Source organism: Streptomyces sp. C1-1, assembly GCF_050214755.1.
Lineage (GTDB): Bacteria > Actinomycetota > Actinomycetes > Streptomycetales > Streptomycetaceae > Streptomyces.
This window is the reverse complement of the sequence record NZ_CP189827.1, coordinates 304,873-330,760: the sequence shown is the minus strand read 5'-3', so window position 1 is coordinate 330,760 and position 25,888 is coordinate 304,873. Positions and strand designations below refer to the sequence as shown.

19 protein-coding genes are annotated in these 25,888 nt (G+C 67.8%); 12 read left to right on the top strand and 7 right to left on the bottom strand.

From position 1 onward, the window contains the following. Window positions 1-94 precede the first annotated feature (94 nt). Window positions 95-880 (bottom strand): DeoR/GlpR family DNA-binding transcription regulator, encoded by a 786-nt coding sequence (locus tag ACQF4J_RS47885; RefSeq protein WP_427168950.1) that lies wholly within the window; start codon window positions 878-880, stop codon window positions 95-97. 262 nt (window positions 881-1,142) lie between these two features. Between ACQF4J_RS47885 and ACQF4J_RS47880 the strand changes: the two genes are divergently transcribed. Beyond that, entirely contained in the window at window positions 1,143-1,958 is an 816-nt protein-coding gene (locus ACQF4J_RS47880) for an endo alpha-1,4 polygalactosaminidase (protein ID WP_427168949.1), read from the top strand. Between the two features lie 367 nt (window positions 1,959-2,325). On the opposite strand, the gene ACQF4J_RS47875 is transcribed toward ACQF4J_RS47880, so the two are convergent. Continuing rightward, window positions 2,326-3,111, bottom strand: coding sequence for a DeoR/GlpR family DNA-binding transcription regulator (locus ACQF4J_RS47875; RefSeq protein WP_427169014.1), 786 nt, complete (start codon window positions 3,109-3,111; stop codon window positions 2,326-2,328). Between the two features lie 1,123 nt (window positions 3,112-4,234). Between ACQF4J_RS47875 and ACQF4J_RS47870 the strand changes: the two genes are divergently transcribed. The 3 genes from ACQF4J_RS47870 to ACQF4J_RS47860 are packed head-to-tail and all read left to right on the top strand — an operon-like array spanning window position 4,235 to window position 7,216. Continuing rightward, the gene (locus tag ACQF4J_RS47870; RefSeq protein ID WP_427168948.1) at window positions 4,235-5,464 is read left to right on the top strand and encodes an extracellular solute-binding protein; all 1,230 of its coding nucleotides are present in this window, start codon (window positions 4,235-4,237) and stop codon (window positions 5,462-5,464) included. Further along, entirely contained in the window at window positions 5,451-6,401 is a 951-nt protein-coding gene (locus ACQF4J_RS47865; protein ID WP_427168947.1) for a carbohydrate ABC transporter permease, read from the top strand. The genes ACQF4J_RS47870 and ACQF4J_RS47865 overlap by 14 nt, the downstream gene beginning before the upstream one ends. Beyond that, window positions 6,401-7,216, top strand: coding sequence for a carbohydrate ABC transporter permease (locus ACQF4J_RS47860; RefSeq protein WP_427168946.1), 816 nt, complete (start codon window positions 6,401-6,403; stop codon window positions 7,214-7,216). Before ACQF4J_RS47865 ends, ACQF4J_RS47860 begins: the two co-directional genes overlap by 1 nt. An 18-nt stretch (window positions 7,217-7,234) precedes the next feature. On the opposite strand, the gene ACQF4J_RS47855 is transcribed toward ACQF4J_RS47860, so the two are convergent. From ACQF4J_RS47855 to ACQF4J_RS47845, 3 genes are all read right to left on the bottom strand, one after another. Continuing rightward, on the bottom strand, window positions 7,235-10,132 hold the full coding sequence (locus tag ACQF4J_RS47855) for an ATP-binding protein (protein ID WP_427168945.1): 2,898 nt from the start codon (window positions 10,130-10,132) through the stop codon (window positions 7,235-7,237). A 90-nt stretch (window positions 10,133-10,222) separates the two neighbouring features. Then, window positions 10,223-11,644 carry a GH1 family beta-glucosidase gene (locus tag ACQF4J_RS47850; protein WP_427168943.1) on the bottom strand — a complete coding sequence of 474 codons (1,422 nt, stop codon included), beginning with the start codon at window positions 11,642-11,644 and terminating at the stop codon, window positions 10,223-10,225. Beyond that, entirely contained in the window at window positions 11,641-12,123 is a 483-nt protein-coding gene (locus tag ACQF4J_RS47845) for an ATP-binding protein (RefSeq protein WP_427168941.1), read from the bottom strand. The genes ACQF4J_RS47850 and ACQF4J_RS47845 overlap by 4 nt, the downstream gene beginning before the upstream one ends. Before the next feature lie 925 nt (window positions 12,124-13,048). Between ACQF4J_RS47845 and ACQF4J_RS47840 the strand changes: the two genes are divergently transcribed. From ACQF4J_RS47840 to ACQF4J_RS47805, 8 genes are all read left to right on the top strand, one after another. Further along, a complete protein-coding gene (locus ACQF4J_RS47840) occupies window positions 13,049-13,933 on the top strand; it encodes an SIS domain-containing protein (RefSeq protein WP_427168940.1) in 885 nt (294 codons plus the stop codon). A gap of 23 nt (window positions 13,934-13,956) precedes the next feature. Further along, a complete protein-coding gene (locus tag ACQF4J_RS47835) occupies window positions 13,957-14,814 on the top strand; it encodes a class II fructose-bisphosphate aldolase (protein ID WP_427168938.1) in 858 nt (285 codons plus the stop codon). A 1,008-nt stretch (window positions 14,815-15,822) separates the two neighbouring features. Next, complete coding sequence (locus tag ACQF4J_RS47830; RefSeq protein ID WP_427168936.1) at window positions 15,823-17,151, top strand: ABC transporter substrate-binding protein; 1,329 nt, start codon at window positions 15,823-15,825, stop codon at window positions 17,149-17,151. A gap of 12 nt (window positions 17,152-17,163) precedes the next feature. After that, on the top strand, window positions 17,164-18,102 hold the full coding sequence (locus tag ACQF4J_RS47825; protein WP_427168935.1) for a carbohydrate ABC transporter permease: 939 nt from the start codon (window positions 17,164-17,166) through the stop codon (window positions 18,100-18,102). Further along, window positions 18,099-18,989, top strand: a complete 891-nt coding sequence (locus ACQF4J_RS47820; protein ID WP_427168933.1) for a carbohydrate ABC transporter permease — start codon at window positions 18,099-18,101, stop codon at window positions 18,987-18,989. The genes ACQF4J_RS47825 and ACQF4J_RS47820 overlap by 4 nt, the downstream gene beginning before the upstream one ends. A 63-nt stretch (window positions 18,990-19,052) precedes the next feature. Continuing rightward, window positions 19,053-20,009: a carbohydrate kinase family protein gene (locus ACQF4J_RS47815; RefSeq protein ID WP_427168932.1), complete on the top strand. Its 957-nt coding sequence runs from the start codon at window positions 19,053-19,055 to the stop codon at window positions 20,007-20,009. After that, complete coding sequence (locus ACQF4J_RS47810; protein WP_427168931.1) at window positions 20,006-21,316, top strand: alpha-glucosidase/alpha-galactosidase; 1,311 nt, start codon at window positions 20,006-20,008, stop codon at window positions 21,314-21,316. Before ACQF4J_RS47815 ends, ACQF4J_RS47810 begins: the two co-directional genes overlap by 4 nt. A 151-nt stretch (window positions 21,317-21,467) precedes the next feature. Further along, window positions 21,468-22,718, top strand: coding sequence for a Gfo/Idh/MocA family protein (locus tag ACQF4J_RS47805; protein ID WP_427168930.1), 1,251 nt, complete (start codon window positions 21,468-21,470; stop codon window positions 22,716-22,718). Window positions 22,719-22,917: 199 nt separating this feature from the next. Here the strand turns inward: ACQF4J_RS47805 and ACQF4J_RS47800 are convergent, their stop codons facing one another. Together ACQF4J_RS47800 and ACQF4J_RS47795 are read right to left on the bottom strand one after the other, a co-directional pair. Further along, window positions 22,918-24,141, bottom strand: a complete 1,224-nt coding sequence (locus ACQF4J_RS47800) for an RNA-guided endonuclease InsQ/TnpB family protein (protein WP_427168928.1) — start codon at window positions 24,139-24,141, stop codon at window positions 22,918-22,920. 411 nt (window positions 24,142-24,552) lie between these two features. Further along, window positions 24,553-25,275 carry an endo alpha-1,4 polygalactosaminidase gene (locus ACQF4J_RS47795; protein ID WP_427168927.1) on the bottom strand — a complete coding sequence of 241 codons (723 nt, stop codon included), beginning with the start codon at window positions 25,273-25,275 and terminating at the stop codon, window positions 24,553-24,555. Window positions 25,276-25,888: the final 613 nt, after the last annotated feature.

Sequence of the window (25,888 nt, the reverse complement as noted above, 5' to 3'; positions counted from 1 at the left end):
TTCCGCGCGGGCCCGCGGAGCCAAAACCTGTGAGTGGCCCTTCGCACGGCCGCACACGCCGGGAAACGGCGTACCGGACCCAGGCGCGCTCCGATCAGGCGAGCGATACCGTGACCCCCCGAGCCCGGACGGCCTCCACCAGCTCGGCGTCAGCCTGCCTGTCCGTGATGAGGACATCGACGCTGCTGAGCGGGCAGATCCCGGCGAAGGTGACTTTCCCCAACTTCGAGCTGTCGGAGACAACGACGCTGCGGGTGCTGCTGCGCAGGAACGCCCGGTCGGTGTGCGCCTCTTCCTCGTCGTGGGTGGTGCACCCCTCTGCGGGGGTGAGCCCGTCGACGCCCATGAAGGTGATGTCGAAGTGGTACTCGCCGAGCGTTCGCTCGGTGACGGGGCCGACGAGTTCATAACTCGCGGAGCGAGCGTTGCCACCGATGACGACAAGGCGGACACCGGGGTTCCCCACCAGCTCGGCGGCGATGTTCACCGCGTTGGTGACGATGGTGAGCCCTTGGCGTGAGGCAAGAATACGGGCCACTTCGGTGACGGTCGTCCCCCCCGTCATCCCTACGACCGCGCCATCGGGTACGAGTGCAGCCGCCAAGATGGCCATGCGCCGCTTCTCCGCCCGTCGCTGTCCCGACCGGTGGAGCATCGGCAGCTCAAGCCCTTTCGCCCTGGTGCCGATGCCGGCGTACTGGGCAGTCGTGACCGCGCCGCCATGGGTGCGCTCAAGCAGCCCTCGTTCATGCAGAAATTGCAGGTCGCGACGGATGGTTGCGCCGGAGACCGTGAGCAGCTCGGTCAGGTCCTGCACATTTGTGCTGCCCGTTTCCGCAAGATGATCAAGAATCCGAGCATGGCGATCAACTTTGAGCATGCCGGACACCCTACAGCCATGCATAAATGCGCACAGCGGCTGAGCATTTTTGCTCAGTCATGTTGACCCGGTGGACTCCGCGTGACTTACTTCGGCCAGCCGTCCGGAAAGGTGCCGGACGAGGCGGTGTTTGCAGCCGGTAGTGATCTTTGGGCCCAGCGGCCAGGTCCAAGACCGGCATCGGCCTTTAGGCCGTAGCAACCGACGTGGGGTCCCCGGCCCCCTGAATCCATGGAGCTACACCGTGTCCATCCCTCAATGCTTGCGCTCATCCAAGCTGCGCAGCGCGCTCACCGCGCTTGTCGCGGGCCTCGTGGCGACGACCACATTCGGTGTTTCCCCCGCCCATGCCGATCCCTCAGCGGTCACACTGCCTCCCGCGGGCGCCCAATGGGACTACCAAATCGGCCGCCCCAATGGGGCCTACACCCCGCCTTCGGGGGTCCAGATCGTCAGCAGGGACCGCCAGTCCGCCATCGCGCCGGGTCTGTACAACATCTGCTATGTCAACGCCTACCAGGCCCAGCCCAACGAGACCTGGGACTCCAACCTTCTCCTGCACGACGCCAACAACAACGTCGTGGTGGACACGCAGTGGAACGAGCCGCTGCTCGACATCAGGACCGCGGAAAAGCGCACCGCGATCATGAACGTGGTAGGTCCCTGGATCGACGGCTGCGGCACCTCCGGTTTCGACGCGGTTGAGCCGGACAACTACGACAGCTTCGAACGCTCGCAGGGCCTGATCACCACGAGTGACGCCAAGGCGTTCATGTCTCTGCTGGTGGCGCGCGCGCACTCGCACAACCTGGCCATCGCCCAGAAGAACACCGCCGAACTCGCCCCGGACAGGGAGGCACTTGGCCTGGACTTCGCCGTGGTCGAGGAGTGCGGTGCTACCACCGAGTGCGCCACCTACGCCAGTTACTTCGGCAACCACATCGTCGACGTCGAGTACACCGACGCGGGCATGACCGCCGCATGCACCGATTACGCGGGCACGCTGAGCATCGTCCGCCGCGACGTCCTTGTCACTGCCCCGGGCAGCTCCACCTACGTCTACGGCACCTGCCCATAGCGGAACCGGCGTTGTCAAGCGCCCTGCCCATCGCATGACCCGGTGCGTGGTCGGCCACCGGCCGACCACGCACCGGGGCGCGCCGCGTCGGTCAAGGCGCGGGCCTTGGTCCCGGTCACGTCTTCCTCCGCGAGGACGGCCCCGTACGGGGCGACCGGCCGCCAGAAGATCTCCTGATGATGTCGGCCTCGGCAGTCCTGCCCAGTGACCGGGTCAAACACGGTGAAGCGGGCGAACAGGGGGCGGTCTCCAGGGCCTGCACCTGCCAGCCCCCTGCTGCGAGCCCGCTTCGGATCGCCGCCGCGATATCGGCCATGGGCGCCGGGTTCTCGGTGGCGGCATCGAGGTCCTCATCCCTTGCCACGCGTCAAACGCAGAGCACCTCGACGCCCTGATTGGTGAACCGCTCGACCAGCTCGCCCGGGGCCGCCTTGTCCGTGATCAGAACCGAGATCTCGGTGACCCTGCAGACCAGAGCGAATGCGCGCTTGCCGAGCTTGGTGGAGTCGGCGACCACGATCACTTTGCCCGCCCGCTCCGCCATGGCACGGTTGGCGCTGGCCTCGCCCTCGTCCTGAGTGGCGGCACCGAGCTTCGGGTCGACGGCGTTCACTCCGACGATCGCGTAGTCCAGTGAGATCCCCTGAAGCACCATGGTGGCTAGGGGGCCGGTCAGCTCATACGAGTTGGGCCGGGCCACCCCTCCAGTGACCACCGTCTTCACATATGACCGGACGGCCAGTTCGTTGGCGATGTTGATGGCATTGGTGACGATGGTCAGTGCCGGTCCACGGGCGTGGTCCGCCAGGTCGGCCCTGGTCGCCAGCTCGCGGGCGACCTCTGAGGTCGTCGTGCCGCCGTTCAGACCCACCACTGCCCCGGGCGGCACCAGTTCGGCTGCAGCTTTGGCGATCCGGTGCTTCTCGTCCGCCTGACGGGCGGCCTTGTACCGCAGGGGCAGGTCGTATGCGACTCCGCTCAGCACCGCACCACCCCTGGTGCGGGTCAGCAACTGCTGCTGGGCCAGTTCCTCCATGTCGCGGCGGACCGTCGCCTGGGAGACACCGAGCAGCTCGGCGGCCGCACCGACGTCAACCCGACCGCGCTCGCTCAGGATTTCGAGGAGCTGTGTCCACCGCTCGTGCATCACCAGTACCACTCCTCAGACGTTGCATCGACACCGAGAGTATCGCGCAGGGCGCCGCATCCCTGGATGTCAGCGCTCACTCATGCGCGAAGTAGAGCGCATGAATCGTCTAGGTGCGCGCCAGGCGTGAGATTCTTGCGCGGGAACCGACCGTGCCCCATCGTCCACGAGACGGGCTGGACGGTGGGGTCGGCTGCTGCTGAGGCGCTGAACCTTCTGGGAGCTGTCCGGTGCATTGACCGCACGCAGACGCCATCATGTGCCGACACGGACCGAGCGGCGTAACGAGCCTGGCCGCGTCGTGTGGTGCATCGGCGAGCCGTCGACCGACTTGCTGCAGGAGGTGCCGCGGACGGGCGCGCTTGGCGTTGGGGTCGGGCCTGGTACCCCCGCGACGCGCTTGCGACAGACACCGTTCTGTTCGCCGCAGTAACCATGGAGTGCGTCCTGCGGAGAACGCTGCATTTTCCCGAGCCCTGCTTTGTCAGCCCATCCGTGCTCGCGGCGCCGGCTCCGAGGTTCTACCTGCGCACGCTTGGCACCCGGGGCCTGCTTCTCTGCGATCTGGAGATGCCCGGCGACAGGCGGTGAGTTCCAGCGCTTCGGCGAGCGGCTCGCCATGGCTGTGGGGGAGCGGGGCCGATTCTCTCCCGAAGAGGCGTCCGGGCCGAGTCCCATGGCAAGCGTCAGGGCCTCGACTATCCGTGTACAGAAGGCGAACATGCTCACGATCAGGCCTATGACCAGGGGCGACGCAGAGGCCGCACGCAAAGGACAAAGTGCATCGACGAGATCACGGGGGAGCACATGTGGTTCTCCTCGGCGGCTGCCGTGATGCAGTATCCCCGCAGATGAAATCGTGATTCTTGTCAACATGCCGCAATGGGCCGAGAGCGCGTATTCATCTGCCCCTGTACGCCGCCAAATGCCGCATGGACACAACACGATTGCATAGCGGATTCTGCCGTCATCGGGGTAACACGCGCAGCACGATCTGGCGCAGCGCCTCCGCACATAATGCAGGTGTAGCATCAGGCGGATACCGCTGTCGTGGAGGTGACTCATGAAATCATCCGGGGGAGGGAGCCACCGGAGAGTCGAGCGTAATTTTCGGGGAGCTGCGGCCGCGTTGTTCACCGGTGTCTTGATCGCCTCGTGCTCTTCCGGGCCCACCGAGGGCAAGGAAATAAAACTCACCGTCGGCCTCTTCGGTGACTTCGGGTATCGCAAGCTTTACGCGCAGTACGAGAAGGAGCATCCCGGAATCCACGTGGTGGAGCGGGTCACCGCCTTTGAGGACCACCACACCAGTCTGGCCGAGCATCTGGCCACCGGGCGTGGAGCCAGCGATGTCGAGGCCATCGAGACCGGGTACATCGGCCGGTTCAAGGCCAACCCCGGGAAGTTCGTCAATTTTCTCGACTACGGGGTGGGCGCGCAGCGCAAGTGGTGGCTGCCCTGGAAGTGGGATCAGTCGCTGTCCACGGACGGCAAGAGCCAGATCGGGCTTGGGACGGACGTCGGCGGGCTGGCCATGTGTTATCGCACCGACCTGTTCGAGAAAGCCGGACTGCCAACCGACCGCGACGAAGTGTCCGCGCTGTGGCCCGACTGGAACGCCTACTTCAAAACCGGTGAACGGTATACCGCCGGTGCCCCCGCCGGAACTCGGTGGTTCGACGGTGGGGCTACTGTCTTCAATGCGATTATCGGACAGGCGCGCACTGCCTATTACGATGCCAACGGCACCTTGGTGGTAAAGACCAATCCGGCGGTCCGGCAGGACTGGAACACCGTCACGAACGCCATCGAGAAGGGGCAGTCCGCGCGCCTCACGCCACTGACCATCGACTGGAACAATGGTTTTGCGACGAGTCGCTTCGCCACCATCCCCTGCCCCGCCTGGATGACCGCCTTCATCCAGAGCCAGGCGAAGTCCTCGGCTGGAAAGTGGGACGTGGCCACGGTGCCGGGCAGCAGCGGCAACTGGGGCGGTTCGTTCCTGACTGTTCCCAAACAGGGGCACCATACCGAGGAAGCCGTGAAACTCGCCCGCTGGCTCACCGCCCCCGAGCAGCAGAAGGCCGTGTTCAAGGAGAACGGCAATTTCCCGTCACAGCCGGCCCTCTACAAGGACCCCTCCGTCACCGGGCTGGTGAAGCCGTTCTTCCACAACGCCCCCGTCGGCCGGATCTTCGCTGACTCCGCCCGGAAGCTGAAGCCGCAGCCGCAGGGACCGAAGAGCGGGCAGATCATGGTGGCGTTCACCAACGGCTTCAGCCGTGTGGAGGAAGGCCACGAGAGCCCGGCAGCCGCCTGGAACAGCGTTCTGGCGGACATCGAGCATGGCCAGCGTTGAGAAGACCCGGTCGCCCCGCCGAAGCGACGGCCGCCGGCTGCACCACCCGCGCGTCAGCTCAATCGTCCCGTACCTGTACATCCTGCCGTTCTTCGTGTTGTTCGTCGGGTTCGGCCTGTTTCCGATGATCGCCACGGCGTATGTCTCACTGACCGACTGGAACCTCCTGGACGTCGGACCCGGCCGTTGGACCGGCGCGGCCAACTATGAGCGCCTGCTGCACGACCCGTACATGTGGAACGCCGCACGCAACACCATCAGCCTGTTCGTCCTGTCCACCGCCCCCCAGCTCTGCCTCGCGCTCGTCATCGCCCAGCTTCTCGACTGGACGATCCGCGCACGCACCCTGCTGAGCATGGGCATCCTGCTTCCCTACTTCACCTCGGTAGCCGCGGTGACGATCGTCTTCAGCGTGCTTTTCAGCCGGGACTTCGGTCTGGTGAACCATGTCCTGCACCTGGTAGGGATCGGCCCCGTCGACTGGCCCGCCGGCCGCTTGACCTCGCACCTCACGGTCGCCAGCATGGTCAATTGGCGGTGGACCGGCTTCAACGCGATCATCTACTTCGCCACCATCCAGACGATCCCGCGGGACCTGTACGAGGCGGCGGCGATCGACGGAGCCGGACGCTGGCGGCAGTTCCAGCACGTCACCGTTCCCATGCTGCGCCTCGCCATCGTGTTCACAGCCGTCCTCTCGACGATCGGCAACCTCCAACTCTTCACCGAGCCGCTGCTCTTCAGCGCCACGCAGGGCACCACGACCGGCGGATCAGGCCGGCAGTTTCAGACGATCGCTCTGTACCTGTACGAGGAGGGGTTCCGCTCCTTCGAATTCGGCTACGCCTCGGCCATCGCGTGGACGCTCGTTGTCCTTACCGCCGTCGCCGTGCTCCTCAGCTATCTGATCGTGCGGCGGATCCGAGCGGACGAGTGATGCGCCGCGCGAGTCCATGGGTCTATGCCGCGCTGCTCGCCGTCGTTCTCGGCTCCGTTCTCCCGCTGGCCTGGTCGTTCCTCGCCTCGTCACAGGACAACGCGTCGATCGGGCAAACTCCCCCCGTGCTCGTGCCCGGCGGGAACCTGCCGGGCAACCTGCGCAGAGTCTTCGACGAGGCGGCGTTCGGGAAGGCGATCGTCAACTCCTTCGCCGTCTCCGGCTCCGTCACCATCTGTGTGGTGGTTTCCTCCACCTTCGCGGGTTTCGCGTTCGCCAAGCTTCGCTTTCGGGGGCGGCGGACCCTGATGGTCATGGTTGTCTCCACCATGCTCATCCCGCCCCAGCTCGGCATCGTTCCCCTGTACCTCCTGATGAGCAGACTGGGTTGGACAGGGCACCTCCAGGCTGTGATCGTGCCCTCCATGGTGAGCGCGTTCGGGGTGTTCTTCATGTGGCAGTACCTGGGCCGGGCGGTGACCGACGAATTGCTGGACGCCGCGCGTGTCGACGGCTGCTCGGCGGGCGCGATCATGCGCCATGTCGTCATCCCCGCGGCACGGCCTGGTGCTGCGGTGCTGGCCCTGTTCACGTTCGTCCAGGCGTGGAACGACTTCATGTGGCCGCTGGTGGTACTTGACCCGGAGAACCCGACGGTGCCCGTGGCGTTGTCCACCCTGGCCAGCGGCTACTACGAGGACTATTCGCTGGTGCTCACCGGGACAGCGGTCGGGACGATCCCCACCTTGGTGGTCTTCGCTCTGTTCGGCAGGCGCATCGTCGGGGAGATCATGCCCCGAGCCGTCGGCAACTGAGCCTGGCCGCCAGGTCGCTCATGGCCGGACGCCGTTGTGGCTCAGTGCCACCGTGGCGATCTCGACGCGCGAGTGGACGCCGAGCTTGCCGAGGATGTGTGAGACATGCGTCTGCACGGTCCGCCGGGACAAGAACAAGTCGGTTGCGATCTCGGGATTGGACATCCCTTCGGCGACCATACGGGCGACCTTCAACTCGGTCGGCGACAGAGCCTCCCAGCCGAACGAAGGCCGCTTGCGGGAACCGCGCACCCCGCGGCGGACGCCGTACCGCCGTGCCCGGGTGTCGGCCCGCCGGATGTCCCAGCTCGCGCCGAGCGCGGCGTACATCTCGACCGCTTCGTTCAGCCTGGTCCGGGCCTGTGTCGTCTGGCGTTTGCGGGCCAGGAGCACGGCGGCGTCCTCTAGGCTCTGCGCACGCTCGAAGGGTCTGGAGACCGCCTCGTAGTGGTCGGCGACCGCGAGCAGCGGCTCGGGATCGCCCGCCATCAGCCCTCGGCAGCGCTCGGCCGCCGCCACCGCCCGCGCCGGGTCGGAGTAGGCGGCCTCCGCCTCCGCCTCGGTCGCACAGGCGGCGCAGGCCTTCTGCGCGAGCTTGAAGTCGTCGAGATCCACGGCGATGCGGACCAGATCTGGCAGCCACTGATGTATCAGGGTCATCTGGCCGGGCCTGATGTCGAGGAGAGTGGCGAGAAGATCCCTGGCGTACGTCGGGTCGCCGTCCCGTTCGGCGCTGAGGGCATGGGCGGCGAGCAGGAAGTCGGCGTTCTCCCAGTCGGAGACGGTGACGAGGGGCTGGGCAAGGCCGGCCTCCAGATGCCGGCGCGCCGTGTCGCGGTCGTCCCGGTGCCCGGCTATCAGGGCGGCGGTGCCGTGATAGAGCAGGATGGGGCCGTGCTCGCGCAGCCCGTAGTGGGTCACTTCGGGTCCCTCGACGACCACCGAGGCGAGTGCGGTCAGGGCGTCGTCCCAGCGTCCGGTCCAAAAGTAGTGCACGGCGGTGCCGATGAGCAGTGACGCTTGGGTGGGGTCGGCACCCCGTTCCGCTTCGGTGACCGCCGCGTGGAGGCTGGCCTCGGCCTCGGAGAGCCGATCGAGGTTTTGGAGGGTGAAGATCTGGTTGTCCAGCGCCCAGGACCGCAGATCGCGGTACTCCGGATCGTCGCCGACGACCTCCAGCGCCCGATTCACGGTTGCCAGGGCACTGCGGAAGTCCCGGCGTACCGCCTCGACCAGCCACACCACGCACAGTGCGTAGCCGATTCCGAACTTGTCCTCGACGTCCTCCGCCAGGGTGAGCGCCGCACGGGCCGTCGACTCTGCGGCGGCCACGTCTCCGGCCTCGGCCCGCAGGAACATGGCGAGCAGCGCCTGCAGCCGCGCCCGCCACATCGATGCCGGGTGTGCCCGCAGTGCCTGCTCGGTCACTGCTACCGCCTGCTGGTTGCGGCCGACGCTGAACAGCACCCGCGCCAGGATCCAGCGCATCTCCGCGCTGCGCTCCGGGTCGTGCGCCAGCTCCAACAGCTGCCACGCACACCGTTCTGCCTCGGCGTTGCGCCCCAGCCGGAACAGCGTCTTGGCCAGCGCGGCGGTCAAGACTTCCCACCGCTCCGGCTCAGTTCCCGCGCAGTGGTCGGCGACTTGCTGCAGCAGACGCGCTGCGATCTCCGGTGCCCGGTGGGCGAGTGTTGCGGCGTGCCCGACGGTCCAGTCCAACGTCCAGCCGTCGACGGCGTCGGAGCCCGACAGGAGCTGCTCGGCCACCCGCTCGACGGGGGCGCCGGCCTTGTCCAGCACCTCGGCGGCCTGGCGATGCAGCGCCACGCGCAGTGCCGGAGGGATGGCGTCACGCAGGGCCTGGTGGATGAGCGGATGCCGGAAGCGCAGGAGACGGTTGTGTTCCACGACGACACCTGCAGCGATTGCATACCGGAGCGGGGAGAGCATGGTGGACGGGGAGGCTCCGAGCAGACCTGCCAGGTCGGTCACCATGAACTCCTGCCCGAGCAGTGTCGCCGCGCTCAGCGTCTCCAGCACCTCGGCCGGGAGGAAATTCAGACGACGGGTGATCACGGATGACAGTGACGGTGCGGGGACAGTCCACGGCGCTGCACCGGACTCGGTTGCCGACGAATCGGCGAGCCGCGCGGGTGTCCCGTCGTCGCTCGCCGCCTCCCGCTGGCGCAGGAGCACCTCGAGCATCTCGCGCAGATACAGCGGGTTGCCCGCGGCATTGTCCGCCAGGTGCCGCAGCCCGGTGTCGGGCGGTCCGCCGACCAGAGCCGTGACCAGCTCGGACACCTCGTCGGTCGCCAGCGGGCCCAGCGAGACGAGCACGGCGTCATGCGAGAGGACGCTGCGCCTGAGCCGGTTGACGGGCTCACGCTGCGGCACCGGTCGGCTGACGGCGACAAGCAGGAGCGACTGCTGCTCCACCACCTGGGCCAGCCGGTGCCAAGCGAGCAGACTGGCCTCGTCCGCCCACTGGATGTCGTCCATCACCATGATCAGTGGCTTGGCCGTGGACAGCTCGTCGACCAGGGCCAGCAGCGCTTCCATGGCCGGCCACAGGGGCTCGGTGAGGCCCAAGGCGCCGGGGGCACCGCGCAGAAGCCGGGAGATTTGCGTCCCGCGGCCGCCCGCGTCGTGCGGATCCACCTGGAGGCAGTCGAGCAGGACGTGCAGTGGTGCGTGCCGGCTCATCTCGTCGGCCGTCGCCCACATGGTCCGGCAACCGAGCGCGTGGCCCTCCGCGAGGCCCACGGTCACCAGGGACGTCTTGCCGATGCCCGGTTCGCCCTCGACCCAGAGCGAGCCTCCGTGCCCCGTGGCCACTTTGCGGACCAGCTCGCGCAGCAGAGCGGTCTCCGCCTCGCGTCCGATGAACGCCTCCGGCGGCGCCAACGGTCCCATGGCGGAAAGCCTAGCCCAAGCTTCTCGCTCCCAACCGGCCGCTCTTGACCCCGGCCCTCGCTCCTGCCGCGTGAGGTACATGTGCCGTGGTCAGCTGGTGGGGACGGCGTTCGCCGCGATCACGTCGCGGTACCAGCGGGCGCTGCTCTTGAGCAGGCGTCGCTGGGTGGTGTAGTCGACGTAGGTGATGCCGAAGCGCCTGGAGTAGCCGAAGGTCCACTCGAAGTTGTCCAGCAATGACCAGACAAAGTAACCGCGTACGTCCACACCGGCACTGATCGCCGCATGCACCGCGGCCAGGTGATCGTGCAGGTAGCAGACTCTTTCGGTGTCCTGCACCTGCCCCGCCTGGTCCACGCAATCCTCGAAGGCTGCGCCGTTCTCGCTCACCAGCAGGGGGGTGTGCGGATACCGGGTGTGCAGCCACCGCAGCAGCTCAGTGAGCCCTGACGGCTCAATCGGCCAGCCCATGGCGGTCACCGGCCGCTCCTCAGGAACCCGGAAGCGGACGGTCTCCGCCCCTGGCCAGGGGCTCGGCCCGAGCGCCTGGCCCCCCGCGGCCACCGTCTTCGTGCTGTAGTAATTGACGCCGAGCAGATCGATCGGGGACGCGATGGTGTGCTCGTCCCCGGGGCGCACAAACGACCAGTCCGTCAGATGGCGGGTGTCGGCCCGTACGTCGTCCGGATATGCGCCGTGCAGAAGGGGGTCCGCGAACATCCGGTTGAGCAGGCCGTCGATCCGGCGGGCGGCGTCGTGGTCGACGGCGGTATCGGCGGCGGGGCTGACCGGGGAGAGGTTGAGCGCGACCGAGACACGGGCTTGGCGGTTCACCGCGGCGCGCAGGGCCTGGGTGGCGAGGCCGTGGGCGAGCAGGAGGTGGTGGGCCGTGCGCAGGGACAGCGCGGGATCGACGAGTCCGGGCGCGTGCACGCCCGCCGCATGGCCCAGGAAGGCCGCACACCACGGCTCATTCACCGTCGCCCACAACGGGACCCTGTCTCCCAGTCTGCGGGCGACGGCGCTCGCGTAGTCCGCGAACCGGGCGGCCGTCTCCCTGGCCCCCCAGCCGCCCTGCTCCTGCAGTGCCTGGGGCAGGTCCCAGTGGTACAGCGTGAGTGCCGGGGTGATGCCGTGGTCGAGAAGGGCGTCGACGAGGCGCTCATAGAAGTCGAGGCCGGCGGGATTGAGAGGGCCGCGGCCGTCTGGCTGGACACGTGGCCAGGAGACCGAGAAGCGGTAGGCCCGAAGGCCTAGCTGGGCCATCAGGGCTACGTCTTCGGCGAAGCGGTGATAGTGGTCAGTCGCGGTTTCGCCGCTGTGGCCGTTCAGGACAGCCCCGGGCCGGGCACAGAACGAATCCCAGATCGACGGTCCGCGTCCGTCCTCGGCGGTGGCACCCTCCACCTGGTAGGCGGCGGTTCCCGCCCCCCACATGAAGCCTTCGGGGAAGTGGAGCATCGCGGAGCGCTCACGCGGTGTGCTATCGGTGTGCACGGTCGGTTCACTCATGTCGCCCTTCGGGTCTGGCGCGGTGTGCTCAAGAAAATGGCCACGGGAGCGGAGCCTGCCGGCGCAAGGATCCCGGGGAGATGGGCCCAGACGGTCTTGCTTCCGTCAGGGTGGCGTTCCGTGGCGATGTCACCGCCCAGCTCGGCGGCCAGCAACTTGGCGATGGTCAGGCCGCGGCCGTTCTCGGCGTCCGGGCTGACGCGGCGGGCGGCGGGAATCCCCGGGTTGTTGTCCCTGATGCCGAGCCGGAGCAGGCCGTCCGCCCGGGCCTCCAGTGTGACGGTGACCCGTTGGGTGGTCACCCGGGAATGCCGTATTGCGTTGGTGGTCAGCTCGCTGAGGACCAGTTCGACGGTTGCTGCAGCGTCACTGGTGCCGGGGAGCCCCCAGCGGCCCAAGATCCCCATGACGGTGTGGCGAGCGACCGGGACGCTGATCTCCGTCGCGGGAAAAGTGAGGTGGTGGCTGCGTGAAGGCATCGTGGTGGTACGCATTCTTCTGGGCAGAACCGGCTGCTTCGCGGGGGCTCTGGGGATGGCCATGGGGTGTTCCGTTCCTTGAACTTCGTGCCTGGTGCCGGTGTCGCACACCGGGCATGGCGGATATCCGATGACATCTCCCACGATGGCTGCAGGCCAGGGGTGAAACATCCGCTACCCGCCGCTCCTTTGCGTGGATCTGAGGTGTCTCGGGAAGGTTCGAGTGGACCCGGAGCCTGAAACATCCGCCAGGGCATGCGTCAAAGGAGCGACTCTGTCCCGTGATCGGTGGTAGCCCATGTGGTGATCGCTGCAAGAGAGACCGCCGGCGTCGCGGTTCAAGACCACCGCGTCACCGTCCTCCGCCCCCCATGACGAGCAGCGAAGTGCGCGGGAGACCACGCGTCGGCGAACCATCGAGCGTCCCTCTTCATGTGCACGCGACCGAGGGCGTGTGCGTGTACGCCGACAGGTGGTGACCGAACGGTTCGGGTGAAGGTCAGCGGACCAGCCCGCCAACCCGCACACCACCCGAGGTTCGTGAGCCTGAGCATGGTTCGAACGCGCCGACAATGAACCCGCGGGAGCACCTCGTCATCGGCGGACGGGGCGAGCCGGCCGGCCGCCTCGTTCACGGCGAAGTCGAGTGAGGCGCCCGCTCCCACGGGGGCGGGAGCGCCACGGCCTTGCCGCGTGGATCAGCCTGAAGAGGCCGGGGATGCACGCTCCTTGGGCACGCCATCAAGGGCCAGGCTCCGCTCCCGCGCGATGTCCTCGCTTCCCGCACCCTCCGCAGTCCGCCATGTCGATGCCTCAGGCATGTTTCGGTGATGACGCGAGCCCTCCCAGTCGTGTGCTTGAATATGATTGAAGAAGCGCTTTATCGTGCATGAACAATCATCACGCTTACAAGATGGGACGCGGCATGAGCCATGTCGAGACGGAACTGAGCAGTCAGCCCGAGTGCTGGGAGCGGTCTGTCGAGCTGTCGACCGAGCACCGACACCTGCTCGGCGCGCCAGGTGAGCGGCTGGCCGTGGTGGGCTGCGGCACCTCCTACTTCATGGCTCAGGCCGTGGCCTGTCTGCGCGAGGCCGCGGGGCTGGGCGAGACGGACGCGTTCGCCGCCTCGGAGTTCCCCGCAGGCCGCCGTTACGACCGGGTCATCGCCCTGACGCGGTCCGGTACGACCACAGAGGTCCTCGAGCTGCTGGCCCATCTGCGGGGCAGCACGCGGACCACGGCGATCACCGCCGACCCGGACACTCCCGTCAAGAACGCCGCTGACGATCTTGTCGTGCTCGCCTTCGCCGACGAGAAGTCGGTGGTGCAGACCCGCTTCGCCACCACCGCCTTCACCCTGCTGCGCGCCCACCTCGGCCTGCCCACCCGCAAGGCAATCGAAGATGCGCGCACAGCGCTCGCCGAGCCGCTGCCCGAAGGCCTCGCGGAGTGCACCCAGTTCACCTTCCTGGGCCGCGGCTGGAGCAACGGCCTGGCCCAGGAAGCGGCGTTGAAGATGCGTGAGGCGTCCCTGTCCTGGACGGAGGCGTATCCGGCGATGGAGTACCGGCACGGTCCGATCTCCATCTCCACCGTCAACACAGCGACCTGGATGTTCGGCAGTGCACCGATCGGTCTCGCCGAGCAGGTCGAGGCGACCGGCGCACGGTGGATCGAGGGACGCCTGGACCCGCTCGCCGAACTGGTGCGGGCCCAGCGCCTGGCCGTGAGGGTGGCCGCCGCCCGGGGCCTGGACCCGGACCGGCCACGTCATCTGACCCGCTCTGTCGTCCTGACGACCTCCTGACCAAGGGAAAGAGGAGAAAGGCAATGCCGCTTGCCGCAACAGGCACCCTTGTCAGCGAGGCCGCTGCCAAGCACTGCGCTGTCGCCGCCTTCAACGTCATCACCTTGGAGCACGTTGAAGCCGTCATCGCCGGCGCCGAAGCCGCCATGTCCCCGGTCGTGCTTCAGATCAGCGAGAACGCCGTCAAGTTCCATCACGGACAGTCCCTGCCGATCGCTCGCGCTGCCGTCACCGCCGCCGAGGCGGCTGCTGTGCCGGTGGCCCTGCATCTGGACCACGTCAAAGAGCACACCCTCCTTCATCAGGCAGTGGATGCCGGATTCAGTTCGGCGATGTTCGACGCGGCCCATCTGCCCTACGAACAGAATCTGTCCGCCACACGGGCCGCCACCGCCTGGGCACACACCCATGGCATGTGGATCGAGGCCGAACTCGGAGAAGTCGGAGGCAAGGACGGCCGACCGCCTCTGGACGCCCACGCACCCGGCGCCCGCACCGACCCCGGCGAGGCACGCCGATTCGTCGCCGACTCCGGTGTCGACGCATTGGCCGTCGCTATCGGCAGTTCGCACGCCATGACCTCCCGCACGGCTGCCCTCGATCACGTACTGCTGACCCGCCTCGACGAGGCGCTCACGGTGCCCCTCGTTCTGCACGGCTCCTCGGGCGTCCCCGACGAGGAACTAACGGCAGCGGTCGCGGGCGGCATCGCCAAGGTCAACATCGGCACGGCGCTGAACATCGTCATGACCGACGCGATCCGTCGGCATGTCACCGACCACCCCGGTGCGGTCGACCCCCGCGGCTATCTGGGCGTCGGCCGCCAGGCCATGACGGACACCGTTACCCGCCTGCTCGGAGTGGTGCGCGCCAGAGGCTGACGAATTCCTGCCGCCCTGTCCCGCATGGTCGTCGGTCTGATTTGGCGGGTGTTTTAGGCCAGCTAGCGGATGTCTCTGCGGAGCCCGGCATTCACCATGTGCGCGTCCCGCCTATCCGCCACCTTGATGTCCCATTCCCGGCCACCGAGGACCGGGTTACAGGGCCATGCCGCCTGGCGGAGGAGGCAAATGACGGACTGTCGGACCACCGCGCGACGAGCCGGTGTCTCGCCATGCCTAATTGGTCATGCGCGGCATATCAGGGGCTGCGCGAATATCCAAAATCGTGTTGTTTCGAGCTCTTGACATAGGTATCCATGGCCGATTTACTCCCGTGCAACGCCGAAGTTCGCATTCGGCGCAGAGGTACGCCCAGCCGGTAGCTGGTTTTCCGCCAGGAGCCCGGACTGAGTCGCCAGGACCACCGTTGAGTGTCCGAGGCGGGGACGTGCCCACCATCCGCTGGAGCTCGAACCATGAGCCGAATTCTTGAGTTCTCCCGCAAAGAGCTCGGCCTCGGCGTGGCAGCCGCGTGCACTGTGAACCTTGCCAACTCGTCGCTTCTTCCGGCTACTTCATCAGCCGGGACAGCGGCCTCGACCATCTGGCCGACGGGGTCGAAAAAGGCGGTGTCGCCACCCCCGGCCCCGGCCAGGTCTGGCTAGGGCGTTTCTGAACACTCACCGCCTGCTGTCCTGACCGGTCGGTTTCCGTTAGCCACCTCATAAGACACCGGCTGCGCCGACAGGCAAAACCGTTCTGGCCGCAGGACCGTTTCAAGAGCATCGAGGGGCCCCGGGTCATTTCCCCGGTACCTGGGCCGCAGCATCGTCCAGCGACATGGCCGTCCCTACCCCCAGCAATGGATTCATCCGCATGACCACTCCAAGCCCTGGTGCCGTGCTGCTCAAATGCAGCGGAGCCAGGGCGGCGTAAACCCGACCGGGCATCCCCGAGACCCGTCCAAAAAGCTCCCCTCGTTCAACCCGAATTCCCCTGGAGGTACTGATGGATGCGGCCCCCTATGTCGCGCACCCCTCACGCCGCGGTGTGTTGCGCACCGGCGGCGGCCTGGCAGTTGCAGCAGCCGCGGGCCTGACGGCATCCGGCTGCGCGGCCGGCACCGATGACGGTGGCGCAGCCGATGGCACCGCCACCATCGAGATGTGGCACGGTCAGACCGACACCGGGAAGAAGGCCCTCGAGAATTTGGTGGCCTCCTTCGAGCGCAGTCATCCCAAGATCAAGGTCAGGCTGGGCGGTGGTGTGCTGGCCGACGCGATGCTGCAGAAGGTGACCGCCGGCCTGGCCGCGGGCTCCTACCCGGACATCGCCTACATCTTCGGCTCCGACCTGGCCAGCATCGCCGTGAGCCCGCAGGTCGTCGATCTCACCGACACCGTCCGCACCGGCCCCACCCCATGGTCGAACTACTGGGCCCCGGCCCGCGATGCGGTCACCGTCCGGGGGAAGGTGCGGGCCGCGCCCGCCCTGTTGGACTCCCTGGCAGTGGTGTGCAACAAGAAGCTGTTCCGCGAGGCGGGTCTGCCCCTGCCCCGGGCGGGCTGGACCTGGCAGGACTTCCAGGACACGGCGAGGAAGCTGACCGACAAGGGCCGCGGCCGGTTCGGCACGGGCTGGCCCGGTGCCGGCGACGAGGACACCGTGTGGCGGCTGTGGCCGATGATCTGGGACCTCGCAGGGGACGTCATCGACTCCGGCGGCAAGAAGATCGGCTTTGCCGACAGCGGCGTGCGCGCCCTGGAGGTGGTGGACGCCCTGGCCCGCGACCAGAGCGTCTACATCGATCCCAAGCCCGGCAGCGAGCAGATGTACCAGGTCTTCATGTCCGGCCGGATGGGCATGACCCTCACCGGTCCGTGGCAGCTGCCCGACATTGAGCAGGCGAAGGTCGACTACCACGTCGTCCCGCTGCCCAGCTTCTCCGGCCGGCCGGTGACCATATCGGGGCCGGACACCTGGACGGTGTTCAACAACGGATCGGCCCGCCAGCGGGCGGCCCGCACGTTCGTCAGCTGGCTGATGCAGCCCGCGCAGGATGTGGTGTGGGATGTCCAGGCGGGCAGTCTCCCGCTCAGCCGCCGCTGCCAGGACCTGCCCGCCTGGCGGCACAAGGCAGCCGACACCGAAGGCCTGACGGTGTTCACCCAGGCGCTGGAAACAGCCCGGGTCCGCCCCGTCCACCCCGCCTATCCGCAAATCTCCAAGGCGGTCGGGGAAGCGGTCGTGGCGGTCCTGCTCGGCCGCAGCACCCCCGCCCAGGCCCTGCGCGCATGCGCCGACACCGCCAACGCCGCCCTCGCCGTTCCGCGTTGAGGAGATCGACCCTTGTCACATCTGCCTGCCCCGATCACCATCCCGCGCCCGGACCACCGCCGCCGCAAGCGCCGCAGCGAAGCCGCCACGGCCTGGACATTCGTCTCACCCTCCGTGGTGATCATTCTCGGACTGAGCGTCGTGCCTGTCGTCTGGTCGCTGCTGCTGTCTTTCCAGACCAACGACCTGGTCACTCCCAGCCGCTGGAGCGGCCTGGACAATTACCGCGCCCTGGCCCAGGATCCGCACTTCAGCGAGGCCGTGCGCAACACCCTGCTCTATGTCGTGCTGTATGTGCCCCTGAGCATGGCGGCGGGCCTGGTTCTCGCACTCGCCCTGAACCGGCGCATCCGCCTCGTGGGCCTGTACCGCACGCTCATCTTCGTGCCGTTCGTAGTCTCCGCGACCGCGCAGGGTGTGTTGTTCTCCTTCATCCTCGACCCCGACTTCGGCGCCGCCAACGCAGTGCTGCACCATCTGGGCATCTCCCCGCAGGGCTTCCTGTCCGACCCCTCCCAGGCGTTGCTCGTCCTGGTGGCGATCACCCTGTGGAGCGGCACCGGCTTCTGCCTCGTGGTGTACCTCGCGGCCCTGCAGGATGTTCAGCAGTCCCTCATCGAGGCAGCGCTCATCGACGGGGCCAACCGTCGGCAACTTCTGCGCTACGTCACCCTGCCCACCCTGACCCCGGTCAGCGTCTTCCTGCTGCTGTGGCAGACCATCAACGCCCTCCAGGTCTTCGACCTCGTCTACGTCACCACCAAGGGCGGCCCGCTCGGCTCCACGACCGTGATCGTCTACTTCATCTGGGAGCAGGCGTTCAAGAACGGCGCCGCCGGATACGGAGCCGCCGCGGCCTATGTGCTGGCCGTGGTCCTGGGCCTGACGGCCGGAATCCTGCGCATCGTCCGCCGGCGCGAGCGCCGCCACCTCCAAGGAGTTACCCCATGACGGCGACCTCCGCCCCACCGTACGCCGCCCCCACCGTCGCGGCGCGCACGACCGGGCCCCAACGACCCGGCAGGCGACTGCCGTTCAGCCCCTGGCACCTGCTGCTCGCCCCGCTCGCGCTCATCTTCGCCGTCCCCCTGATCTGGCTGGCGCTCAGTTCGGTGATGAGCAACGCGGAGATCAACCGCTTCCCGCCGGCGCTGTGGCCCTCCCACATCGACCTCGACGGCTACCGCTACGTGCTGGGCAACGCGATGTTCCCGCGCTGGTTCGCCAACTCCCTGATCGTCTCGGTGGCGACGGTCGTCGGAAACCTCGTCCTCGGCACGCTCGGTGGCTACGCCTTCGCCCGGATGCAGTTCACCGGCTCGAAGCTGCTGCTTGCACTGATGATGGCCACCATGGCGATCCCGTTCCAGCTGACGATGATCCCGACGTTCCTGGTGATGAAGGACCTGGGCCTCATCGACACCCTCGGCGCGCTGATCGTGCCCTCGCTGGTCACCCCGTTCGCCGTGTTCCTCCTGAGGCAGTTCTTCCTCTCCCTGCCCCGCGAGCTGGAGGAGGCCGCCTGGATCGACGGCTGCTCGCGGCTGCGGGTCCTCTGGCAGATCGTGCTGCCGCTGTCCCGCCCCGCCCTCAGTACCGTGGCCGTGCTCACCTTCCTGAGCACCTGGAACGACCTCACCTGGCCGCTGATCGCCATCAACCAGGAGCCCCAGTACACACTGCAGTTGGGCCTCACCACCTTCCAGGGGCAGCACCACACCCAGTGGGCGGCCGTGATGGCCGGCAACGTGATCACCGTGCTGCCCGTGCTGCTTGCCTTCCTGGTCGCACAGAAGGCCTTCATCCGGTCCATCACATCGAGCGGCCTCAAGGGCTGAGACCGATGGTGAGTTCCCTGCGGCTCACCGCCCGGCTCCTACGCTCGTTCTCAGGAGAGCAAGATGCTGCACACCTTCGACCTCCTCGTCATCGGGGACGCCAACCCTGATGTCATCCTCGGCCCGCTCGATGCCCCGCTTGCCTTCAGCCAGCGCGAACAGCTCGTTTCCGGCGGCACCCTCACGCTCGGCGGCTCGGCCGCGATTGTGGCGTGCGGCGCCGCACGCCTCGGGCTGCGGGTGGCGTTCGCCGGCCGCGTCGGCGACGACGACGCGGGGCGCTACATACGCGACACCCTGGCGGCCCACGGCGTCGACACCCAAGGCCTGCACCTGGACCCGGAACGGTCCACCCCGCTGACCGTGATCCTCACCCGGGACCAGGACCGCGCCATCGTCACCGCCCCGGGCACCCTGGCCGCTACCACCGCGCAGGACATCCCCCCAAGGCTGCTGGCCGCCACCCGGCACGTCCACGCCGCTTCCTACTTCCTGCTGCCACAGCTGGCCAAGGCCCTGCCGGAGGTGCTGCGCACAGCACACGAACACGGCGCCACCACGTCCCTGGACACCAACGACGACCCCTCCGGATCCTGGGATGCGCCCGGCCTGGATGCCGTCCTGCCCCATGTCGACTACCTGCTCCCCAACGCCGCGGAGGCCCAGCGCCTGGCGGGCCTCGAGGTCCCCGACGCTCCCAAGGCGGCTGAAATGCTCGCCACCCGCGGTCCGGTGACGGCGGTCAAGATGGGCGCCGAGGGGGCCCTGTGCCACGACGGCACCCGCTTGCTCACCGCGGACGGCATCCGCGTCCAGCCCGTCGACGCGGTGGGCGCCGGCGACAGTTTCGACGCGGGCTTCATCGCCGGCATGCTGGCCCACTTCCCCCTGACCGAGGCCCTGCAACTCGCCGCCGTCTGCGGCGCCTTGTCCACCCGTGCCCCCGGGGGTACGAGCGCTCAGCCCACCTGGGACGACGTACGCCCCCACCTCACCCGTAACGGATACAGCCTCGCATGAGCCTTCCCAAGATCACCTTCATCGGCGCCGGCAGCGTCGTCTTCACCCAGGGCCTGCTCGCGGACTTGTTCGCCTTTGACGAACTGAAGTCCGCGCACATCGCCCTGCACGACATCGACCCCGAACGCCTGGCCACCGCCCAGGCCGCGGCCCGACTGATCGCCGCCGAGCGCCACGCCCGTCCCGAGATCAGCGCGCACCTGGACCGCCGCGAGGCGCTCGCCGACGCACACTTCGTCATCAACATGGTGCAGATCGGCATGGGTGATGCCACCCGCACCGACTTCGAGATCCCCGCCCGCTACGGGGTGCGTCAGACCATCGGCGACACCCTCGGGATCGGCGGCATCTTCCGCGCCCTGCGCACCTTCCCTCTTTTGAAGGAACTCGGCCGGGACATCACCGAGGTCTGCCCGGACGCCTGGCTGCTCAACTACACCAACCCGATGGCCATGAACGTCCAGTACCTCAACCAGGCCACCGGCCTGACCAAGGTGGTGGGCCTGTGCCACTCGGTGTACTGGACGATGCGCGGCCTCGCCGACCTCGTCAAGGTCCCCTATGAGGAGGTCACCTACCAGGCCGCCGGCGTCAACCACCAGGCCTGGGTGCTGCGCTTCGAGCATCAGGGCAGCGACCTGTATCCACGCCTCGACGCCTTGATCGCCGACGACGAGCAGCTGCGGCGCAGGGTGCGCGTCGACATGTACCGGCGCCTTGGCCACTACCCGACCGAGACCAGCGAGCACTCCGCCGAGTACGTGCCCTGGTATCTGCACCACGACGGCGAGATCGACCGGCTGAGGCTGCCGATCGGCGAGTACCTGCGCACCGTCCAGGACAACGTCGCCGCCTATGAGGAGACCCGGGACGCGCTGGCCTGCGGGGCTCCGATCCCGGTCGAAGGCACCATGGAGTACGCGCCGCAGATCATCCACAGCATCCTCACCGGAACACCGCGCACGGTCTACGGCAATGTCCCCAACGGGGGCCTGATCCACAACCTGCCAGCACACGGGGTCGTGGAAGTGCCGTGCCTGGTCGACTCCTCGGGCGTCCAGCCCACCCGCATCGGTGCGCTGCCGCCCCAGCTGGCCGCCCTCAACCGCACCTACCTGAGCACCAACGACCTGGTGGTGCGGGCCGCGACAGAGGATGAACCCCGCCACATCCGGCATGCCGCGATGACCGACCCCGCCACCGCCGCGACGCTGACCATCGAGCAGATCTGGCAGCTGTGCGACGACATGGTCAAGGCCCACGCCGACGCCCTGCAGCCCGGTCTGCGCGCCCTCCTGGGCAGTTGACCGGCGCACCGACGGGCCGCCCTGGCTGGCCGCGTCCGCGCCGCCGGACACCTCACCGCAACAGCCCTGCCTGTGCAGGGCCTTCGCGGTGAGGCCCGGCGGTGCGGGCCACCCCTTCAGAACGCAGACCCCCTCAAGGAAAGAGGCTGCCATGCCTGCCGTCACGCTCGCTCTCGTCGGTGCCGGGCTGCGCGGACAGACCTATGCCCGCCTCGCGCACGCCACGGGCGCGGGACAGGTGGTGGCGGTGGCCGAGCCGGACCCCGTCCGGCGTAGCGCGGCGGCCGAGGAGTTCGGCATCCCGCCCCACCAGGTCTACGACGACTGGAGCGACCTGGCCGGCCGGGCGCGCCTCGCCGACGCGGCGATCATCGCCACCCAGGACCGACAGCACACCGAACCAGCGATCCGCCTCGCCGGCGCGGGGTACCACCTGCTGCTGGAAAAACCCATGGCGACCGAGGAACACGAGGCGGCCGCCATCGCCGCGGCCGCCGAGCGCAACAAGATCATGCTGGTGGCCTGCCACGTGCTGCGCTACACGCCCTACACCAGGATGCTCAAGTCCCTGGTGGACAGCGGCCGGATCGGCCGGCTGATCAGCGTGGAGCACCTGGAACCCGTGGGCTGGTGGCACCAGGCCCACTCGTTCGTGCGTGGTCACTGGCGCAGCACCGCCACCTCCTCGCCGATGCTGCTGGCCAAGGCCTGTCACGACATCGACTGGCTCGTCCACCTCTTCGGCCGCCCGCCCCGCCGCGTCTCCTCCTTCGGCAGCCTCACCCACTTCCGCGCCGACGCCGCTCCGCCCGGGGCTGCTCCCCGCTGCCTGGACTGCACCATCGAGCACACCTGCCCCTACTCCGCCAAGCGCCTCTACCTGAACTGCCTGGGCGATGCCGAAAGCGAGTTCTGGCCACTGTCGGCGGTCACCGACACTCCGACCGAGGAGGCCGTCCTCGAGGCCCTGCGCACTGGCCCGTACGGGCGCTGCGTGTACGCCTGCGACAACGACGCTGTGGACCACCAGGTGGTCTCCATGGAGTTCGACGACGGCGCGACCTGCTCATTCACCATGAGCGCCTTCACCCCCATGGAACACCGCCGCACCCGCCTGCACGGCACCCACGGTTTCCTCGACGGTGACGGCACCACCATCCGGCTGGTCGACTTCCTCACCGGGAGCCAGGAACTGGTGCACGTGTCCACTGCCGGTGCGGCCGCCGGTGGCCATGCCGGCGGAGACGAGGGGTTGATCGCCGCCTTTCTCGAGGCGGTGGCAACGGGCGATGCGACCGCCCTCACCTCGGACGCGGCCGCGAGCCTGGCCACCCACCGTGTCGTCTGGGCCGCCGAACAGGCCCGCCTCACCGGCAGCGTCATCACCCTCGGCCCCCTTTGATGAGGCGTCCGTGTAGAGGGCCGGGGCGCGGGCCGTCGGGCGCAGCCATGTTGTCGTTGTCGTAGAACTCGGTGATCGGCAGGTGCTGGCCGGTGTAGATGACCGATCGGGCGGAGCTGCACTGCGCCGAGGCGGTGTATTGACTTGCTCCTCGGGCTGAAGCCCGAGGATTCTGGCCTTCTCGATCGTTGCTGTGCCGCTACGTGGCACGGTTTCCGGTCGGGAATCCGTGGCTTCCTGTTTCTTCGCGCTGTGCCGGGATGGCTCCTGGTCTTACCGGCACTCCGCAGGCCGTCACCGCCAGTCCGGCGGCCGTCTTCACGTTGATCGCGGCGTTGTGGTCCCGGTCGTGGACCGCGCCGCAGGCGGTACACGTCCACTCCCGGACGTTCAGGGGTTTGGGTCCGTCCTTGACGCCGCAGGTGGAGCAGGTCTGGGAGGTCGGCTCGAACCGGCCGATCCTGGCCAGGGTGCGGCCGTGCCGTTGTGCTTTGTACTCCAGCATGCTGAGGAACGATGACCATCCGGCGTCGTGCACGGACTTGGCCAGCCTCGTGCGGGCCAGTCCCGCCACCGCCAGGTCCTCCACGGCGATCCCTTGGTTCTCGCAGATCAGCCTGGTGGAGAGCTGGTGGTGGAACTCGCGGCGCGCGTCGGTGGCCTTGGCATGGGCGCGGGCGACCTTCAGGCGGGCCTTGGCCCGGTTCTTGGATCCCTTCTGCTTGCGGGACAGCTCCCGCTGGGCCTTCTTCAGCTTCTTCTCCGCGCGGCGCAGGAACCTGGGTGAGTCGATCTTCGTGCCGTCGGAGAGGACCGCGAAGTGGGTCAGGCCGAGATCGATGCCGATGGTGCGGTCGGTGTCCGGCATCCGGGCCTGGTCGGCGGCGGGGTCGGTGTCGATGACGAAGGAGGCGAAGTACCGTCCGGCCGCGTCCTTGATGACGGTGACCGAGGTGGGGGCGGTGGGCAGGGTGCGGGACCATTTCACCTTCACCGGACCGATCTTCGGCAGGTTCAGACGGCCGCTGTCGGTGATGCTCCAGCGGGCGTTGGCGGTGAACCGGATCGACTGCCGGGCGTCCTTGCGTGACTTGAAGCGGGGCGGGCCGGTCCTGGGGCCCTTGCGGGTGCCCTTGAGGGAGGCGAAGAAGTTGCGGTACGCACTCTCGGCGTCCCGCAGGGACTGCTGCAGGACCACCGCGGAGACCTCGCCCAGCCAGGACCGCTCCACCGTCTGCTTCGCCTCGGTGATCAGTCTCTTCGACAGCTCTGCGGCCTTGGGGAACGGCTGCTTGGCCGCTCTGGCCTCCTCACGGGCACGGACCGCGTCGTTGAACACGACACGTGCGCACCCGAACGCCCTGGCCAGCGCGGACTGCTGAGCGGCGTCGGGGTACAACCTGAAGGCGTACCGAAGCTGCACGACGATCACACTAGATCAGTCGAACTCACGTCGTCACCGGGACCATGCGGACGATCCGTCACCATCACGAAGCCGGGTCCGGCTCCGCCGGAACGAGACCGCGACGCTTCGCGTCGCCACCATCAGAGTCGCTTCACCTCCGGCCTGAAGGCCAGAGCACCGCGAATGATCTCCGGTAGCGCTCGAACGTGGCCCCCCGTTCCGCGATGGGCGGCGCGTTCTTCGTCGGTGACGATCAGCAGGATGTTGGGGCGCTTGGTCGAATCTAGGTGTATTGATCACGAGCGCGGAAGCCGACCGGGACGCGGCCGGCCGCCGCCGGATGCTGAGCCACCGCGATTCGGAGGCGATCGAGGGGTCCGTGGGCCGGACTTGGGCGTCCGGCCCACGGACGGCGTCACCGAGACCGGCTCACCGGCACGGTTCGAATATCGTGTCGTCGAGGTTGAGGGCGAACCTCACGCCGTTGAAATTGTTCGCATTGTCGTCGGAACAGAACGGTGAGGTCGAGAGCTTGTACTCGGCCTGGAAGACGGGCTTTCCCGCGGAGACATACTGGTCGAGTCCGTAGGACCCGTTCTGCGCGGTGGTGCATTCCTTGTACTGGTTGCACTGCTCGTTCAGCGCGCCGTCGAAATACGGCAGCAGGTTCGGGATCTGCTCGTTGTCGTTCTTGTGCAGCACAGTGAGCCCGCGCGCATGCGCGTCGTTGGCCAGCGTCGCGTTGAAGTACACCTGGTCGGCCGCCGTCAGCGAGAAGCCGGTCTTGTTGGTGTAGCCGTCGACGTTGTCCAGCTCCACCATGTCGAAGCCCTTGGTGCGGCACATGTCCAGCCGGGCATCCATGATCGAGCGGAGCACACTGTTCTGGCTCTGGATCTCACGGATGTCCAGCCACTTCTCCCCGGGCCAGCCGTTGCTCTTGCCCAGAACGGAGGAGGGGAACTGCGAGGCGTCTGGGCGCCAGTCCTCGTACGTGCCGGCGGACAGGTAGCAGACGGCCTTGATGCCTGCGTTGTGCAGGGCCGACACGTCCGCGGACGAGGCGTTGAAGCCGTCCACGTCGTACATCTGGACGTTGCGGTACGGCGCGGTGGGCACCACGGACAGGACCCAGTTCCAGGACGTCTGCAACGCCGGATGCCAGCACGGCCCCCCGGCGCACGCGACGGGGGACGGCGGCGCTGGTGTCGCGGACGCGGACGGAGCCGAGACGACGGTGCCCGCAAGCGCGAGCGCGCAAGAAGCGAGAATGGCCGACCACCTGAGTTTTCGGATAAACCGCATGTGTTTCCTCTCTGGAGAGTGCGAGAATTTCCGTGCGTTGCGGATTCGTAGCAGCACGCTCTCGGCGGAGTCGAGACCGGGAGGAGAAGCGCTCAGCCGCAGTGAGCGTTTCCGTGGGATCGCTCATCGCGACTGTGTGCTTCCTTTATGCCGTGACGCGCACTCTCCATGCTTTGTGCGGTATGAAGACACGACTTCTTCGTATCGCGTGCTCGCAGCCATGGCGTTGCTGCCCACCCTGCCCCCGTCGAGCCCGTTGGCGGCCGACACGACCGCCTTCTACGTCTCCCCGACGGGGCGGACGCGGCCGTCGGCAGCAGGTCCGCGCCGTTCGCCACCATCCCGCACGCGATCGGCGCGCTCGACAGCAGCGGTGGGGCCGTTGTCGTCCGAGGCGGAAGCTGCGCGCAGCGTGTCAGCCTGCGCGACATGAGTGATCTCACGATCACCGCCGCGCGCG